The sequence below is a fragment of the Streptomyces sp. NPDC079141 genome (assembly GCF_040686775.1).
In the GTDB taxonomy this organism is placed as follows: domain Bacteria; phylum Actinomycetota; class Actinomycetes; order Streptomycetales; family Streptomycetaceae; genus Streptomyces.
The window spans coordinates 198,450-213,658 of sequence record NZ_JBFBLP010000004.1 but is presented as its reverse complement, the minus strand read 5'-3'; the positions used below and the strand labels follow the sequence as shown (position 1 = coordinate 213,658).

The window sequence follows — 15,209 nt, the reverse complement described above, 5'->3', positions numbered from 1 at the left end:
GTTCCGGGACTTCCGCATTGCGTAGGGGACTCAGTCCTCCGTGCGGAGCGCGGCTCCGTTCACGCCGCCGAAGATGCCGCCGTCATCGCCGCCGTTGTTGCCGTTGCCGAAGCTCACCGTGGTGAGGGTGATCTGCGTACCGGCGGGGTCGTCGACCTCCTTGCCGCCCTTCGGGTCCTGGTCCTGGACGAGGGCGGTGTCGCTGGTGTCGCTGCCGCTGGCGAACTGGATGTTGGTGAACCCCTGGGCGTTCAGGATCTGCCTGGCCACTGCCACCGTCTGGTTGCGGACGTCCGGCACCTGCACCTTGTCCTGCTCGACCTGCTTGCCGATGTTCAGGGTCACCGTCGAGCCCTTGTCGACCGACTGGCCCGGCTGCGGCGTGGACGAGATGACCTTGCCGACCAGGTTCGGGTCGGTGTTGTCCACCTCGGTGCACTCGACGGTCAGATCGCTGCCGATCTGGGTCTTGGCCTCGTCACAGGTCTTGCCCACGACATCGGGCATCGTGACCTGCTCCTGCGCCTTGGCGACGGTCAGGGTGATGGTGGAGCCCTTCTCGACCTCCTCGCCGAGTTCGGGATCCTGCGACAGGACGGTGCCTTCCGTCTCCGTCGACACCTTCTCCTGCTTCTTGACGACGAACTCGTACTTGTCGCCCTCAAGCTCGGCCTTGGCGTCCTCGAAGTCGTCGCCGAGCACACTCGGCACCGCGACCTTCGGCGCGCCGGTCGAGACCACCACGGTGATGGTGGACTCCTTCTCGACCTTCGTGTTCGGCTCCGGGTCCTGCGAGCAGATCTTGCCCTTTGTCTGGTTCTCGCAGGGCTTCTCCGTGGACTCCAGTTTCAGTTCGGCGTTGTCGGTCAGCTTCCGGGCTTCGGTCAGGGTGAGGCCCACGAGGGCAGGCGCATCCGTCTTGTCGTTGGCGACGCCACCCCCGCCGAAGATCCACTTGCCGATCAGGATCGCGCCGACCAGGACCAGCACTGCGGCCACGACCAGCAGGATCGTCGAGGTGTTCGACTTCTTCTGACGGCGGCGGTCGGGGCGGTCGTCGTAGCCGTAACCGCCGTCGTCCGGGTTCATGGGCGGCAGCATCGACGTGGCGCCGGCGTCGGTGGACCGCAGGGCCGTCGTCGGCTGGTCGTCGGGGTAGCCGCCGTAGCCGACGGAGCCCATCGCGGCGGTGGCCGCGACCGGCTGGCCGTCGAGGCAGGCCTCGATGTCGGCGCGCATCTCGTCGGCCGACTGGTAGCGGTAGTTCGGGTCCTTGACCAGGGCCTTGAGGACGATGGCGTCCATCTCGGGCGTGATCTCGGGGTCGAAGACCGACGGGGGCTGCGCCTCCTCGCGTACGTGCTGGTACGCGACCGCGACCGGGGAGTCGCCGACGAACGGCGGCCGTACCGTCAGCAGCTCGTACAGCAGGCAGCCGGTCGAGTACAGGTCGGACCGCGCGTCCACCTGCTCGCCCTTGGCCTGCTCCGGCGACAGGTACTGGGCCGTGCCGATGACCGCCGACGTCTGCGTCATCGTCATGCCGGAGTCGCCCATCGCGCGGGCGATGCCGAAGTCCATGACCTTGACCTGGCCGTTGCGCGTCAGCATGACGTTGGCCGGCTTGATGTCGCGGTGGACGATCTGGTTGCGGTGCGAGTACTCCAGGGCCTGGAGGATGCCGATCGTCATCTCCATGGCGCGCTCCGGCAGCAGCTTGCGGCCGGAGTGCAGCAGCTCACGGAGTGTCGAGCCGTCCACGTACTCCATGACGATGTACGGGATCGACACGTTGTCGATGTAGTCCTCGCCCGTGTCGTAGACCGCCACGATCGCGGGATGGTTGAGCGAGGCGGCCGACTGGGCCTCCCGGCGGAACCGGGCCTGGAAGGACGGGTCGCGCGCGAGGTCCGCGCGCAGCGTCTTCACCGCCACGGTGCGGCCGAGGCGTGTGTCATGCGCGAGGTAGACCTCCGCCATGCCACCACGCCCGAGCACCTGGCCCAGTTCGTACCGGCCGCCGAGGCGACGCGGCTCTTCCATAGCTACCTACCAGCCCTCTCCGTCGGTCCCGACCGGCATGCTTGTACGGTCGGAGGCTGCCGTCCGGGCCTACCGTACCCGGCTCGCTTTGTGTGACCTGGCCAAGCCCGTCACCCGATACAGGACCGGTATCGCAACGTGCACCGATGTGAAGGTGGCGTGAGCGGGGTCACTTCGTGCTGTCGATGACTGCCTTCATCACGTCCCTTGCGATCGGGCCGGCGAGACCGCCACCGGTGATGTCGTCACGGTTGGCGGCGCCGTCCTCGACGACCACGGCCACGGCCACCGGGGAGCCGTCGCCGACCTTGGCGTAGGAGATGAACCAGGCGTACGGCTTCTCGCTGTTGTTGAGGCCGTGCTGGGCGGTACCGGTCTTGCCGCCGACCGTGGCCCCGTCGATCTTCGCGCTGGAGCCGGTGCCCTGCGGGTCGTTGACCACCGTCTCCATCATTTCCTGGAGCTTCTGCGCGGTCTCGGCGGAGACGGCCTGGGACAGCTCCTCGGGCTCGTTGGTCGCGATGGTGTCGAGGTTCGGGGCCTTGAGCTGGTCGACCATGTACGGCTTCATCAGCTTGCCGTCGTTGGCGACGGCCGCGGCGACCATGGCCATCTGCAGCGGGGTGGCCCGGTTGGAGGCCTGGCCGATGCCGTCCATGGCGTTCTGCGGCGCGTTGTCCTCGGGGTAGATGCTCTCCGCGGCGCGGACCGGGGTGTCCAGCTCGGCGTTGTTGAAGCCGAACTTCTCGGCCTGCTCGATCATCTTCTCGTTGCCGACGTTGTCGGCCATCTTCGCGAAGACGGTGTTGCAGGACACCATGAGCGCGTACCGCAGGGTGGCGTTCTTGCACTCGCCGTGCTGGTTGGTGAGCGGGTCACCGGTGGTCTGCGGCAGCTGGTACGGGTCCGGCGTCTTGGTGGCGTCGTCGATGTCCGAGACCTCGCCGTTCTCCAGCGCCGCGGCCGCGGTGACCACCTTGAAGGTGGAGCCGGGCGGGTAGACCTCGCGCAGCGCCCGGTTCAGCATCGGGTCGTCGGGGTTGTTCGCCTTCTGGACGGCGTTCCAGGCCTTGGCGTCCTTGTCGGAGGTCCCGGCGAACTTCGACGGGTCGTACGACGGCGTGGAGACCAGCGCCAGGATCTTGCCGGTGGTCGGGTCGATCGCGGCGACGGCGCCCTTCTTGTCGCCCAGCCCCTCGTACGCGGCCTTCTGCGCGGCGCCGTTGAGGGTGGTGACGACGCTGCCGCCCTCCTTCTCCTTGCCCGTGAGCATGTCGAGCGTGTTGCGGAAGAAGAGCCGGTCGTCGGTGCCGGTGAGGATGCCGTCCTCCAGCTTCTCCAGCTGGTTGGCGCCGAAGGCCTGCGAGGAGTAGCCGGTGACCGGCGCCCACATGGGGCCGTTGGTCCAGGTGCGCTTGTACTTGTAGTCGCCGTTCTCGGACTCGACCGAGCCTGTGATGGCCTTGCCGTCGACGATGATGTCGCCGCGCGGGGTGGAGTAGCGCTCGATGTTGACGCGGCGGTTCTCGTCGTCGTCGGCCAGGTCGTCGGCCTTGACGTACTGCAGGTAGTTGTTGCGGACCAGCAGGGCGAGGATCAGGAGTCCGCAGAAGATGGCGATCCGGCGCAGGGGCTTGTTCATGACGGTCGGACCACCTGGGTCATCTCGGCGTCGGGGTTGGGAGCGGGGGCGGGGGCCGGGCGGCGCGCGGTGTCGCTGATGCGCAGCAGGATGCCGATCAGCGCCCAGTTGGCGATGACGGACGAACCGCCGTAGGCCACGAACGGCAGCGTCATACCGGTCAGCGGGATGAGGCCCATGACACCGCCGGCCACCACGAAGACCTGGAGGGCGAAGGCGCCGGACAGGCCGACGGCCAGCAGCTTGCCGAACGGGTCGCGGGCCGCGAGCGAGGTACGGATACCGCGTTCGATGATCAGCCCGTAGAGCAGCAGGATCGCCATGACGCCCGCCAGGCCCAGCTCCTCACCGAAGGTGGCGAGGATGAAGTCGGAGTTGGCGGCGAAGCCGATGAGGTCGGAGTTGCCCTGCCCGAGGCCGGTGCCGAGGGTGCCGCCGGAACCGAACGCCCACAGGGCCTGCATGGCCTGCTCGGAGTGGACGATGCCGTCCTGGACGCCTTCCCGGCTGAGCGTGTACTCGCGCATCGGGTCGAGCCAGGCCTGCACACGGGTCTGGATGTGCGGCTCGAAGCTCGCCACACCGACGGCGCCGACCGCGGACATCAGCAGACCGAAGACGATCCAGCTGGTCCGCTCGGTGGCGACGTACAGCATGATGACGAACATTCCGAAGAACAGCAGCGAGGTACCGAGGTCGGTCTCGAAGATCAGGATGAAGATCGACATCACCCAGACGACGAGGATCGGACCGAGGTCGCGGCCGCGCGGCAGGTACAGGCCCATGAAGCGGCGGCTGGCCAGGGCCAGGGCGTCCCGCTTGACCATGAGGTAGCCGGCGAAGAAGACCGCGAGGGCGATCTTCGCGAACTCACCGGGCTGGAGCGTGCCCAGGCCCGGGATCTTGATCCAGATCTTCGCGCCGTAGACGTTCGCGCCGAGTCCGGGCACGAGCGGCAGGACGAGCAGGAACAGCGCACCGGCCATGGAGATGTACGTGTAGCGCTGCAGGACGCGGTGGTCCTTGAGGAACAGCAGCACGCCCACCAGCAGGGCCACGCCCATCGCCGAGTACAGCAGCTGACGCGGTGCCGCCTCGACGTAGGTGTTGCTCTGCTGGAGTCTCTTGGACTGGTCCAGCCGCCAGATGACCACCAGACCGAGCCCGTTCAGCAGGGTGGCGATCGGCAGCAGCAGCGGGTCCGCGTACGGCGCGAACTTCCGTACGGCGAGATGGCCGACGCCGGCCAGCAGGCCGAGGCCCAGGCCGTAGCTCAGCAGACCGGTCGGCACCTCGTCGTTGAGCGCCAGACCGACGTTGGCGTAGGCGAACACCGGGATGACGACGGCGAACGCCAGCAGCGCGAGCTCGGTGTTGCGCCGGCTCGGGGTGCCGATGGAGCCGATCGTGGACGTGTGGTGCGTCGGCGTGTTGGAAGTACTGCTCATCGTGTGACGGGGCCTCTCACGGCTTGCCTACTGCGTACCGCACTTCGAGACGACCTTCTGCTCTTCCTCCGAGAGGGTGGGGCCGGGAGTGGGAGTGGGTGCGGTCGTGGACGGGGACGGGGAGGTCGACGGCGAGCCCGAGGGTGAACCCGACGGGTTCGGTGTCGGTGTCGCCTTGGACGTGAGGGAGGTACGCGTGGTTCCCGTGGTGCCTCCGGCCTCGCCCTCGCCGGTCTTCGAGTTCTGCTCGCTCTCGGCGGCCTGCCGCTCGGCCTGCTTCCGGCAGGCGGAGGCCTGCAGGGCCAGTTCGTCGATCTTCGCCTGGGCGTCCTTCAGGCCGCCCTCGGCGATCGTCGCCTCGACCATCTCCTGCTGGTACGGCGGGAGGTACTTGAGTTCGATCTCGGGGTGGTCCTTCTCGACCTTCGAGAGCGAGACCCAGGCCAGGTCCTGGCTGATGCCGCGGTAGAGGGCGACGTGCTCGCCGTTGGTGCCGACGTAGTACTGCGTCTGCGTCCACTTCCAGCCGCCGTACAGACCGCCGCCGAGGACGGCCAGCGCGAGCGCGGAGTAGAGGGATCTCCTCAGCCACTTGCGGCCCTTGCCGGGCTTGACGAAGTCGTCGTCGGTGTAGTCGCCGAAGCCGTCCGTGGAGATGAAGCCGGTGATGTCGCCGGAGCCGGGCGGGCCGAACTCGCCGCCCCCGCCGCCCTGTCCGGGCACCTGGCGGCCGAGCCCGGAGGCGCGGCCGGCCGGGGTCTGCATGATGCCGTTGTCGTGCGGCTGGTGCTGGTTCTCGGCGACCGCGCCGACCACGATCGGGGTGTCGGACAGCTGCCCGGCGAGGGTGTCGCCGGTGTCCAGGTCGAGGACGTCCGCGACGATGACCGTGATGTTGTCGGGGCCGCCGCCGCGCAGCGCGAGCTGGATGAGCTCCTGCACGGTCTCCTGGGGGCCCTGGTAGCTGGCGAGGGTGTCCTCCAGGGTCTGGTGGGACACGACGCCGGAGAGGCCGTCGGAGCAGATCAAGTACCGGTCGCCGGCACGGACTTCACGGATGGAGAGGTCGGGCTCGACATGGTCGCCGCTGCCCAGCGCGCGCATCAGCAGGGAGCGCTGCGGGTGGGTGGTGGCCTCTTCCTCGGTGATCCGGCCCTCGTCCACCAGCCGCTGCACCCAGGTGTGGTCCTGGGTGATCTGGGTCAGGACGCCGTCGCGCAGCAGATAGGCGCGCGAGTCGCCGACATGGACCAGACCGAGGCGCTGGCCGGTCCACAGCAGGGCGGTGAGCGTGGTGCCCATGCCCTCCAGCTGGGGGTCGTCCTCGACCATCGAGCGCAGCTGGTCGTTGGCACGCTGTACGGCGGTGCCGAGCGAGGTGAGGATGTCGGAGCCGGGGACGTCGTCGTCGAGGGCGACGATCGTGGAGATCGCCTCGGAGGAGGCGACCTCGCCGGCCGCCGCTCCGCCCATGCCGTCGGCGATCGCGAGCAGGCGGGGACCGGCGTAACCGGAATCCTCGTTGCCCTCCCGGATCATGCCTTTGTGCGATCCGGCGGCGAAGCGCAGTGACAGACTCATGCGCACCTCGCCCGTTGGCTCCGGGTACATCCGCACGGTGCCCACCCTCCGGTCGGGAGCGCGCCGGGGCCCGTCGTGGGGGCCCACGCTGCGTGCTCGCTCCGCTCGCGCTCATTCATGACGTAGCACTACTTCCGCAGCTCGATAACGGTCTTGCCGATGCGGATCGGCGCGCCCAGCGGAATCGGTGTGGGGGTCGTCAGCCGCGTTCGGTCGAGGTACGTGCCGTTGGTGGAACCCAGGTCCTCGACGATCCACTGGCCGTCACGGTCCGGGTAGATCCTGGCATGCCGGCTGGAGGCGTAGTCGTCGTCCAGCACGATCGTGCTGTCGTGCGCCCGGCCCAGCGTGATGGTCTGGCCCTGGAGCGCGACCGTGGTACCGGTGAGCGTGCCCTCGGAGACCACGAGCTTGGTGGGGGCGTTACGGCGCTGGCGGCCGCCCCCGCCGCCGGCCTGCTGGCGCTGCTGCGGCGGCGCCGCCTGCCGCGCCGGCTGCTGCTGCTGGCGTCCGGCCTCCCGGCGCGACCCGCGCTGGGTGACGCGTGTCCCGAACAGGTCGCTGCGGATGACCTGCACGGCCACGATCACGAACAGCCACAGGACGGCCAGGAAACCCAGCCGCATGACCGTGAGGGTCAGCTCTGACATTGCCCCCGCTTCACCCTTCGGCTTGCCTATAGATAACGGTGGTGCTGCCCACGACGATCCGCGAGCCGTCGCGGAGCGTAGCGCGGGTGGTGTGCTGCCCGTCCACCACGATGCCGTTGGTGGACCCGAGATCCTGGATCGTCGAGGGCGTTCCGGTCCGGATCTCACAGTGCCGGCGGGAGACGCCGGGGTCGTCGATCCGCACGTCGGCGTCGGTGCTGCGGCCCAGCACCAGCGTCGCGCGGGAGATCTGATGGCGGGTGCCGTTGATCTCGATCCAGTAGCGGGTGCGGCCGCCGGCCGCGGGTGCCGTGGGGCGCTGGCCGCCCGCGGGCTGCGGGTAGCCGTAGCCGCCGGGGCGGGCGCCGCCGGGGGGCGGCGCGGCCGGCATCGGCGGGGCTCCCGCGGGTGCGGCCGGAGCGGCGGGCGGGTAACCGTAGCCGCCGGGCGGACGGCCGGGTGCCGGGGCGGCGGGCGCGGGGCCCTGGGGGCCCTGCTGGCTGGTGGAGCCGGCCAGCGTGCGGCTGCGCACCCGGTACAGACCGGTGTCGAGGTCGTCGGCCTTCTCCAGGTGGACCTTGATGGGGCCCATGAAGGTGTAGCGCTGCTGCTTGGCGTAGTCGCGGACCATCCCGGCGAGCTCGTCGCCGAGCTGCCCGGAGTAGGGGCTCAGGCGCTCGAAGTCGGGTGCGCTGAGCTCCACGATGAAGTCATTGGGGACGACCGTGCGGTCGCGGTTCCAGATGGTCGCGTTGTTGTCGCACTCGCGCTGGAGCGCTCCCGCGATCTCCACGGGCTGCACCTCGGACTTGAACACCTTGGCAAAGGTGCCGTTGACCAGACCTTCGAGACGCTGCTCGAACTTCTTCAGGACTCCCATGGGGCACCTCCTCCGTAGCTGCTTCCGTCCTGCTGCCCGCCTTGCGGGTGCTGCCTTACCTGGTACTGCTTACTGATCGTATCCACGCGCCGGTAAATCGGCTGGTTCCCCCTGTCGACCCGGTCGACGGGTGTCGACGCCTGACGAAGTTCCCTGCGGAGCTCCCCTTCGAACTCTTCTCGGACCTCGTCCTGCCAAGGATCGTAGAGGCGGCCGGAGACCAGTGTCCCGCACCTGACTGTGGACCCGGTCCGGCTCCTGGGGAGACGGGCCGGACCGGTACGAGGTTGATACGTGAACAGGTACGGCTTGATACGTGACGACAGTGCCCGGGGGCGGCCGGCGGGTGCCGCACCGCCGGCTGCGGTGCAGGTGGGCGGCTGCCCGCTGGGAAGGGATGTGAATCCACCCCGTCCAGCGTGCTAATGTTCTGCGTGTCGGAAGGCGCCGGACCGCAAGGCCAGGAGCCGGAAGACACACCCAATGCGCGGGTGGCGGAATAGGCAGACGCGCTGGATTCAGGTTCCAGTGCCCGCAAGGGCGTGGGGGTTCAACTCCCCCCTCGCGCACCATAGGGAACGGGCTCATCGTGATCACGATGAGCCCGTTTCGCTGTGTCCGGGCACGGTGGCTCCGGTGTGACGGTTCTTACACGTGTCCGCTGCTCCTCGGCCGGCTGTCGGGTGTGGGCCGTCTCACTCCTCGCGCCCGGCGCACGGCGGCGTGCGCGGCCTCGGGGCCGCGGTCCAGGATGCGAGACCGTCCCGGTAAGGATCTTGCGACCCGCATTATGAGCCGCTTAGACTGCGGCGGTATTGATTGTGCAATGCATTTAATGTCCGGCTCCGGTCATTTTGAGATTCTTCGAGATTTTCCAAGTTCCCGTTCACTTTGTTGATTCGGCCGGACTTCTTCGATTTTCCTGATGCTTCTCCGGCCGCAGTGGAGGACGACACGATGGACATGCTTTCCGTGCTGAAGAAGGCCCTCTCCGAGGCCGCCGAGGTCCCTGTGGAGTCGCTGCAGGACGACGTGGCGATCGAGCAGCAGGGCATCACGTCATTTCAGCTGGTGACCGCCTATGTCTGGCTGGAGCACGAACTCGACATTTCCTTCCAGGGCGACCAGATGCCGTACTCGACGACATCCACGATCGCCGAGCTGGCCAAGGTCGTCGAAGAGATACGTGGCAGTGCCTGAATGGTTCCGCGCGACGCCCGGCGCGACGCGTGACGCGGTACGGCTTTTCTGCTTTCCGCCCGCCGGCGGGTCCGCGTCGCTGTTCGCACCGTGGCGGGAGCGGTTCCTGCCGCACATTGACGTGTGCACGGTCCAACTGCCCGGCCGGGAAGAGCGTCGCGCCGAGCCCGCTCACACCGAAGCGGGCCTTCTCGTCGAGGAGTTGACGGCCGCGCTGGCGGTCTGTCAGGAGGACGGCAGGCCGTATGCCTTTTTCGGCCACAGTCTTGGCGCGGCGCTCGCCTACAACGTGGCGTGCGGGCTTGAGGCCAAGGGTGTGCCGGGGCCTCGCGCGCTGATCGTGTCCGGGCGCCGGTCCCCCTACGCCCCGCGGCGGGCGGTCCGCAGTCATTCGCTCGACGACGACGCGTTCGTGGCGTGGCTGGTGGACATCGGGGGCGTGCCGAGCGCGTTTCTGGGCCGCCCCGAGACGTACAAGTTCTTCCTTCCCCTGTTGCGGGCCGACTTCGCGGTCGACGAGAGCTATGCGCCGAGCGTGCCGGGGCCCGGTGTGCGCTGCCCCGTTCTCGCGGTCACCGGAAAGGACGACCCGATCGCCACCCCCGCCGACCTGGGGGCCTGGGCCGGGGTGACCCAAGGGGCTTTCGAGCAGCGTGAGTTCGAGGGCGGGCACTTCTATCTGAAGCAGGCACCGCAGGAGCTGCTGGCGGCCATCGGCGGCCGGCTCAGGTGACGTCAGGCCGGCCGGTGCAGGGAGGTCATGCGCTCCTCGATCTCCCGTCGGCTGCCGCCCTCCACGACGCAGCGCAGCCCCGCGTCCACGGAGGACGACGGCCGGTCCGGGCGAGGCGTCTCCTTTGTGTACGGCAGCCAGGACGGGCGGGCCGAGCGGTCGTAGTCCAAGGGCGAGGCGGTCTCCAGGATCCAGCCGGACTGGGGGCCGGTGCGCTTCAGGAAGGTCTCCTCGTTCAGCAGGCCGGCGCTCAGCAGGCAGGCGGCCCGGGCCTGGTCGACGCCGTAGGTGTGCCGCATGGACTCCTTGACCAGGCCGCCGCCCCCGCGGCAGGCGACCTCGCCCGCGAGGTAGCGGCCGTCCGGGGTGCGGAACATCTCCAGGTGCATGATGTTCGGGCGGTGCGCCTTGCCGACCTTGGCCGTCAGCGCCTCGGCGAAGCGGCTGAGGAAGACGTGCTCGGGTGAGCCCTCGTCGGTCATGACGGAGCCCGTGTTGTACGTCGAGTAGAGGTGCGGCGGGTACAGATAGCGCGAGGGCGAGATCAGGATCGGTGCTCCGTCGCGTACCAGGATGTCCACGTGGTGGACGTCGCCCTCGACGAAGGGTTCGAGGATGAGTTCGCTGCGGTGCAGCGCGGTGAGCAACTCGGGCTGCGCGGCGAGCCGTTCGACCGCCTCCTCGCGGGTGGCGAGGACCTGCACGCTCACGGAGCCGGAGCCGTCGCGCGGTTTGAGGACGACGGGGCCCAGCTCCGCGCAGGCGGCCAGGACGTCCTCGCCGCTGGTCGGCAGGCGGTGCGGGACGGCCTCCACCTCGACACCGTCGACCGTGATGCCCTCGAAGAGCTGCTTCATGAGCACCTTGTCGCGGTAGAGCACGGCGGCGGACGACGGCATGCCCTCGATGCCGAAGAGGGTGCGCGCCTCCGCCGCCCTGAGCACGTCCGCCTCGGCATTGGAGAAGACCACGTCCGGCCGCCACTCGGCGCACACCTCGAAGATGCGGCGCGTGGTCGCGGGGGAGTGGTAGTCGTCGAGGACCTCGCGGCGCACGCCGGGCGCGATGTCGTCGTCGGCGCGCCCGGTGCCGGCCCCGCTGATCAGCCGGACCTCGATGCCGGGGGCCGCTTCTTGCAGCCAGGACTCGAACGGGGCGACGGAACTCGGCTGTTGCAGAACCAGTACGCGCATTGGGCGAGACTGGTCGATCGTGTGGTGCAGGGTCAAGAGTTGGCAGGTCAACGCCTCAGTATGTGAGATGGAGTTGGGGTCGTGCGTGGCCAACCGGCCGCCGTGAGACGGGTATTGATCTAGTCGGTGGCCCGTGTCAGTCTGCTGCCCGTGATGATCCCGTGATGTTCGCCGCCGCCGGTACGGCCGCGCTGCTCTGCCTGCTGGAGGGGGGCGAGGCGCTGGCCGTTCTCTCCGGGAGGCGGCCCCGGGCATGGGGTGAGGCGGCGGCCGCGGCCGGTGTCGCGCTGCTCTGCCTGGGGGTGCTCGTCGGCGCGGCGGCCGTGCTGCCCGGGCGGGCGGTGCGGGTGACGGCGGCGGCGGTCGTCCTGCTCATCGGCCTGCAGTGGCTGGTGCGCGCCGTGCTGCGGCTGCTGCGGCCCCTGCCGGGCGGCGAGCGGTCGGTGTTCGCGGTCGTGCTCGCCGCCGGTGTCGAGGCCGTACTCGCCTGCGTCGCGCTCGCCGCGGCGGCCGGTGCGCGCCCGGCGTGGTGGGGGGCCTGCGGGTGGACGTTCGTCGTCCTCGTGGCCGGGGCCGGGCTTCTCGCGCCGCGTGCCCTGCCCATGCCGCCGGAGCGGCTTCCCAAGGCGGTCCTGGCTCTTGCGCTGACCGCGACCGGGGCGGCCGCCGTCGCACCGGCCGACTGGTGGGTGAGCGCGGCGGCGGCGACCGCCGTCACCCTGGCCGTTCTGCGGCTGCGCTCCGCGCCGCAGTCGGAGCAGGCCCGGGAGCTGACGGGCGTACGGGGGTTCCTGCTCGGCGACACCGCGCTGACCTGGCCCGCCGCGGCCGCTTTCGCGGCTCTGGCCGCGACCGTGCCCTCCCCCGGGCGTCCGCTGCTCCTCTCGGCGCTCGTCGCGGCGGTCCTCGTGACGGTCACCGGGCGGCGGCGTGACGCCGGGCAGTCGTGACGGGCCGCACGGCTGGGACAGGACGCAGGTTGCCGTAGGAGACGGGCCGCACGGCTGGGACAAGACGCAGGTTGCCGTAGGAGACGGGCCGCACGGCTGTGACAAGACGCAGGTTGCCGTAGGAAAGGACGCCACATGCTGTCAGACCCCGCCACGCGGGACGCCGATCCGCCGGTGCCCGACGTGGTCCGCGCGCTGCGCCGGTACGCCGCCGAGGCCCCGGACCGGCCCGCCGTCAGGGACACCACCACCGCGCTGAGCTACGCGCAGCTGAGCGAGCGCGTCGCCCTGCGTGCCGGGGCCCTGGTCCGCAGGGGGGTCGCGGCCGGTGACCGGGTCGGCATCCAGCTGCCGAATTCCGCCGAGTACGTCGTCACGATCCTCGCCTGTATGACGGTGGGCGCGATCTTCGTGCCGGTGCCGTACTCCGACCCGGAGACCCGCGCGCGGGGCATCGCCCGCGACTGCGGCGTCGCACTGACCGTCGTACCCGCCGGGCACGCGCTGTCCGCCGAGGCCGAGGAGGATCTGCTCCCCGTCCACCTGGACGAGCTGGACGCGACGCCCGGCGCGGGGTCGGCCGGGGAGCCCGCGGCCGGGGCGGACGACGTCGTCTACCTGGTGTACACCTCGGGCACGACCGGCAGGCCCAAGGGAGTGATGATCCGCCGCGCGAGCCTGCGCAACTTCATCGCGAACACCGTCGGCTCGTTCGGACTGAGCGCGCAGACACGGGCGTTGTGCGTCTCGCCGTTCCACTTCGACGGTTCCTTCGGCAGCATCTTCTCGGTGCTCGCCATGGGCGGCTCACTCGTCATCGCGCGCCACGGGCCGCTGCTGCCCGGCGAGTTCTTCCGGCTGCTGCTGGACCAGGGCATCACGCACACCTCCTTCTCGCCGAGCCTGCTGCGCCTGCTCACCGCCTCGCGCGACCTGCCCCGGCTCGCCGACTCGCAGCTGCGCACGGTCGGGCTCGGTGGCGAGGACTGCACCCCGCAGCAGATCGCCGCGCTGCTCGCACACCGGCCGCAGCTGCGCGTGTTCAACCGGTACGGCCCCACGGAGACCACTGTCGTGGTCGCCACGCACCTGGTGACCCGCGAGTGGTGCGAGTCCGGCCGCAAGATTCCCCTCGGCACCCCCGATCCCGGGGTCGCCTTCCATCTCGTCGACGCCGACGGGCAGCCGGTGTCCGAGCCGGGAGTGCCGGGCGAGCTGTGTGTGAGCGGTGTCCAGGTCATGGCCGGCTACTGGGGCGCCCCCGAGGTCACCGAGCGGGTCCTGCGCACCGACCTGGTGCCCGGCGCCACCGTGTACCGCACGGGTGACCTGGTGGAACGCACCGAGGACGGGCTCTATGTCTACCTGGACCGGACCGACAACGTGGTCAAGCGCAGCGGCAACCGCATCTCCATGACCGAGGTCACCACCGCGCTCCTCGGCGTCACCGGTGTCCGGGACGCGGTGTCCCTCGTGGACCGGCCCGACGGCCGTACCCTCATCCGCGCGTTCGTGGTCGCCCCCGACCTGGACGCCGCGCAGGTCCGTACGGAACTGCTGCGGGCCGTACCGGCCTACATGAACCCCGACTCCCTCACCGTTCTGCCCGAACTCCCCCGTCTCAGCGGCGGCAAGCCCGACACCCGCCGGCTGCGCGCGATGGCCTGAGCCGGGACCGGCCTGGGCTGCCGGCCGGGGCGTTCCCCGGCCGGCGGCCCGGTGCTCAGTCCTCGGCCGGCCGGGTGTCCAGGACGAAGCGCTCCATCAGGCGTTCGGTGAACGCCGGGGCGTCGCCCGGGTCGTCCAGCAGTGCGAAGACGCGTACGGCCGCCGTGCCGCGGCGGAAGTCGCGGATCACGTCCCCGACGGCCACGAACTCGTCGACCTGGGCGACCTGCGGCAGGTCGGCGAAGTCGCCCGCCGTGCTGACCGCGGTGACCTCGCCGGAGCGCATGGGCAGGTCGACGAGGAGGACGGTGCGCGGATCGGTGACGGGGTCCACGCGCGGGGCGCGGCCGGCCGAGGCGTCGGTGAACGCCTGCCACAGGTCGACCCCGTGCTGCAGTCGCACCAGGTCGGTCACGCCGTCACCGCCGGGCCGGCAGGCGATCTCGCCGATCAGCAACTCCTCGCCGCTGCCCAGGATTTCGAGGTGGGTGACGCCGGAGTCGAGGCCCAGCGCCGCCACCGCGCGGCGGTGCAGCTCCTGGATCGCGGTGTACTCGGGGGCGGCGGGCGACAGGGCGATGGATCCGGCGACGGCGCCGTACTGCTCCTGCAGCGGCGGCACCAGATAGTGGGAGACGCCGGAGAACAGCACCTTGCCCTCGTGGATGACGCCGTCGCAGTGGTACTCCGTGTCGATGTCGACGTACCGCTCGACGATCAGCGGGAAGGCGGCGGAGCGCAGTCCGGCCGCCTCCTCCTTGCCGCCCAGCTCCTCGGCCTGCGCACGGGAGCGCACCACGAAGGTGTTCTGGCTGCCGCCGCCGAAGACCGGCTTGACGACCACCGGGACTCCGCCCAACTCGTCGAAGGCCGCCGGGAGCCGGGACAGGTTGGGGATCGAGGTCCAGTCCGTCACCGGCAGCCCGGCCCTGCGCAGCGCCTGCTTCATCAGGTGTTTGTTGCTGAACCGCATGGCCGCGTCGAAGCCGATGCCGGGCACCCCGAACCAGGTGCGGATCAGACCCGCAACCGGAACGCTGCGTTCCGCGGGGCCGATCACGCAATCGATACCCCGCTCCTCGTATATCGCGCGGGCGGCTTCCCGCACCTGGTCGAAGTGGTACAGGGAGTCCACCAGGCGCACATCGCCGATTTCCCGGTAACGGTGGGCGAATGCGGGCATCGTAATGACCGAAACGGTCGCAAATTCGCTGAGTCGCG

General features: G+C 69.9%; 12 protein-coding genes and 1 tRNA gene. 5 read left to right on the top strand and 8 right to left on the bottom strand.

Annotation, left to right across the window (positions count from 1 at the left end; translation table 11 throughout):
- Positions 1-30 precede the first annotated feature (30 nt).
- The 6 genes from pknB to AB0Q90_RS15055 all read right to left on the bottom strand — a co-directional run bounded on the left by pknB (position 31) and on the right by AB0Q90_RS15055 (position 8,244).
- A complete protein-coding gene (gene pknB, locus AB0Q90_RS15080; protein ID WP_363162786.1) occupies positions 31-2,043 on the bottom strand; it encodes a Stk1 family PASTA domain-containing Ser/Thr kinase in 2,013 nt (670 codons plus the stop codon).
- 169 nt (positions 2,044-2,212) lie between these two features.
- A complete protein-coding gene (locus AB0Q90_RS15075) occupies positions 2,213-3,685 on the bottom strand; it encodes a penicillin-binding transpeptidase domain-containing protein (RefSeq protein ID WP_363162785.1) in 1,473 nt (490 codons plus the stop codon).
- Positions 3,682-5,133, bottom strand: a complete 1,452-nt coding sequence (locus AB0Q90_RS15070) for an FtsW/RodA/SpoVE family cell cycle protein (protein ID WP_363162784.1) — start codon at positions 5,131-5,133, stop codon at positions 3,682-3,684. Before AB0Q90_RS15070 ends, AB0Q90_RS15075 begins: the two co-directional genes overlap by 4 nt.
- 27 nt (positions 5,134-5,160) lie before the next feature.
- On the bottom strand, positions 5,161-6,744 hold the full coding sequence (locus tag AB0Q90_RS15065) for a Stp1/IreP family PP2C-type Ser/Thr phosphatase (protein ID WP_363162862.1): 1,584 nt from the start codon (positions 6,742-6,744) through the stop codon (positions 5,161-5,163).
- Between the two features lie 98 nt (positions 6,745-6,842).
- On the bottom strand, positions 6,843-7,364 hold the full coding sequence (locus AB0Q90_RS15060) for an FHA domain-containing protein (protein ID WP_363162783.1): 522 nt from the start codon (positions 7,362-7,364) through the stop codon (positions 6,843-6,845).
- Between the two features lie 10 nt (positions 7,365-7,374).
- On the bottom strand, positions 7,375-8,244 hold the full coding sequence (locus AB0Q90_RS15055) for a DUF3662 and FHA domain-containing protein (RefSeq protein ID WP_363162782.1): 870 nt from the start codon (positions 8,242-8,244) through the stop codon (positions 7,375-7,377).
- 485 nt (positions 8,245-8,729) lie between these two features.
- Here AB0Q90_RS15055 and AB0Q90_RS15050 point away from each other — a divergent pair.
- The 3 genes from AB0Q90_RS15050 to AB0Q90_RS15040 all read left to right on the top strand — a co-directional run bounded on the left by AB0Q90_RS15050 (position 8,730) and on the right by AB0Q90_RS15040 (position 10,177).
- A tRNA-Leu gene (locus AB0Q90_RS15050) sits at positions 8,730-8,816 on the top strand.
- Between the two features lie 385 nt (positions 8,817-9,201).
- Positions 9,202-9,444 carry a phosphopantetheine-binding protein gene (locus tag AB0Q90_RS15045; protein WP_363162781.1) on the top strand — a complete coding sequence of 81 codons (243 nt, stop codon included), beginning with the start codon at positions 9,202-9,204 and terminating at the stop codon, positions 9,442-9,444.
- A complete protein-coding gene (locus AB0Q90_RS15040; protein WP_363162780.1) occupies positions 9,431-10,177 on the top strand; it encodes an alpha/beta fold hydrolase in 747 nt (248 codons plus the stop codon). Before AB0Q90_RS15045 ends, AB0Q90_RS15040 begins: the two co-directional genes overlap by 14 nt.
- 2 nt (positions 10,178-10,179) lie before the next feature.
- Here the strand turns inward: AB0Q90_RS15040 and AB0Q90_RS15035 are convergent, their stop codons facing one another.
- The gene (locus AB0Q90_RS15035) at positions 10,180-11,370 is read right to left on the bottom strand and encodes a hypothetical protein (protein ID WP_363162779.1); all 1,191 of its coding nucleotides are present in this window, start codon (positions 11,368-11,370) and stop codon (positions 10,180-10,182) included.
- Between the two features lie 164 nt (positions 11,371-11,534).
- Between AB0Q90_RS15035 and AB0Q90_RS15030 the strand changes: the two genes are divergently transcribed.
- Both AB0Q90_RS15030 and AB0Q90_RS15025 read left to right on the top strand, forming a co-directional pair.
- The gene (locus AB0Q90_RS15030) at positions 11,535-12,320 is read left to right on the top strand and encodes a hypothetical protein (RefSeq protein WP_363162778.1); all 786 of its coding nucleotides are present in this window, start codon (positions 11,535-11,537) and stop codon (positions 12,318-12,320) included.
- 135 nt (positions 12,321-12,455) lie between these two features.
- On the top strand, positions 12,456-13,988 hold the full coding sequence (locus AB0Q90_RS15025; protein ID WP_363162777.1) for an amino acid adenylation domain-containing protein: 1,533 nt from the start codon (positions 12,456-12,458) through the stop codon (positions 13,986-13,988).
- A gap of 55 nt (positions 13,989-14,043) precedes the next feature.
- Here AB0Q90_RS15025 and AB0Q90_RS15020 read toward each other — a convergent pair whose 3' ends face one another.
- Positions 14,044-15,171, bottom strand: coding sequence for an ATP-grasp domain-containing protein (locus tag AB0Q90_RS15020; RefSeq protein ID WP_363162776.1), 1,128 nt, complete (start codon positions 15,169-15,171; stop codon positions 14,044-14,046).
- Positions 15,172-15,209: the final 38 nt, after the last annotated feature.

Coding starts and splice junctions, on each gene's coding strand:
- pknB (WP_363162786.1), bottom strand. CDS start 2,043: ATGGAAGAGCCGCGTCGCCTCGGCGGCCGGTACGAACTGGGCCAGGTG.
- AB0Q90_RS15075 (WP_363162785.1), bottom strand. CDS start 3,685: ATGAACAAGCCCCTGCGCCGGATCGCCATCTTCTGCGGACTCCTGATC.
- AB0Q90_RS15070 (WP_363162784.1), bottom strand. CDS start 5,133: ATGAGCAGTACTTCCAACACGCCGACGCACCACACGTCCACGATCGGC.
- AB0Q90_RS15065 (WP_363162862.1), bottom strand. CDS start 6,744: ATGTACCCGGAGCCAACGGGCGAGGTGCGCATGAGTCTGTCACTGCGC.
- AB0Q90_RS15060 (WP_363162783.1), bottom strand. CDS start 7,364: ATGTCAGAGCTGACCCTCACGGTCATGCGGCTGGGTTTCCTGGCCGTC.
- AB0Q90_RS15055 (WP_363162782.1), bottom strand. CDS start 8,244: ATGGGAGTCCTGAAGAAGTTCGAGCAGCGTCTCGAAGGTCTGGTCAAC.
- AB0Q90_RS15045 (WP_363162781.1), top strand. CDS start 9,202: ATGGACATGCTTTCCGTGCTGAAGAAGGCCCTCTCCGAGGCCGCCGAG.
- AB0Q90_RS15035 (WP_363162779.1), bottom strand. CDS start 11,370: ATGCGCGTACTGGTTCTGCAACAGCCGAGTTCCGTCGCCCCGTTCGAG.
- AB0Q90_RS15030 (WP_363162778.1), top strand. CDS start 11,535: ATGTTCGCCGCCGCCGGTACGGCCGCGCTGCTCTGCCTGCTGGAGGGG.
- AB0Q90_RS15025 (WP_363162777.1), top strand. CDS start 12,456: ATGCTGTCAGACCCCGCCACGCGGGACGCCGATCCGCCGGTGCCCGAC.
- AB0Q90_RS15020 (WP_363162776.1), bottom strand. CDS start 15,171: ATGCCCGCATTCGCCCACCGTTACCGGGAAATCGGCGATGTGCGCCTG.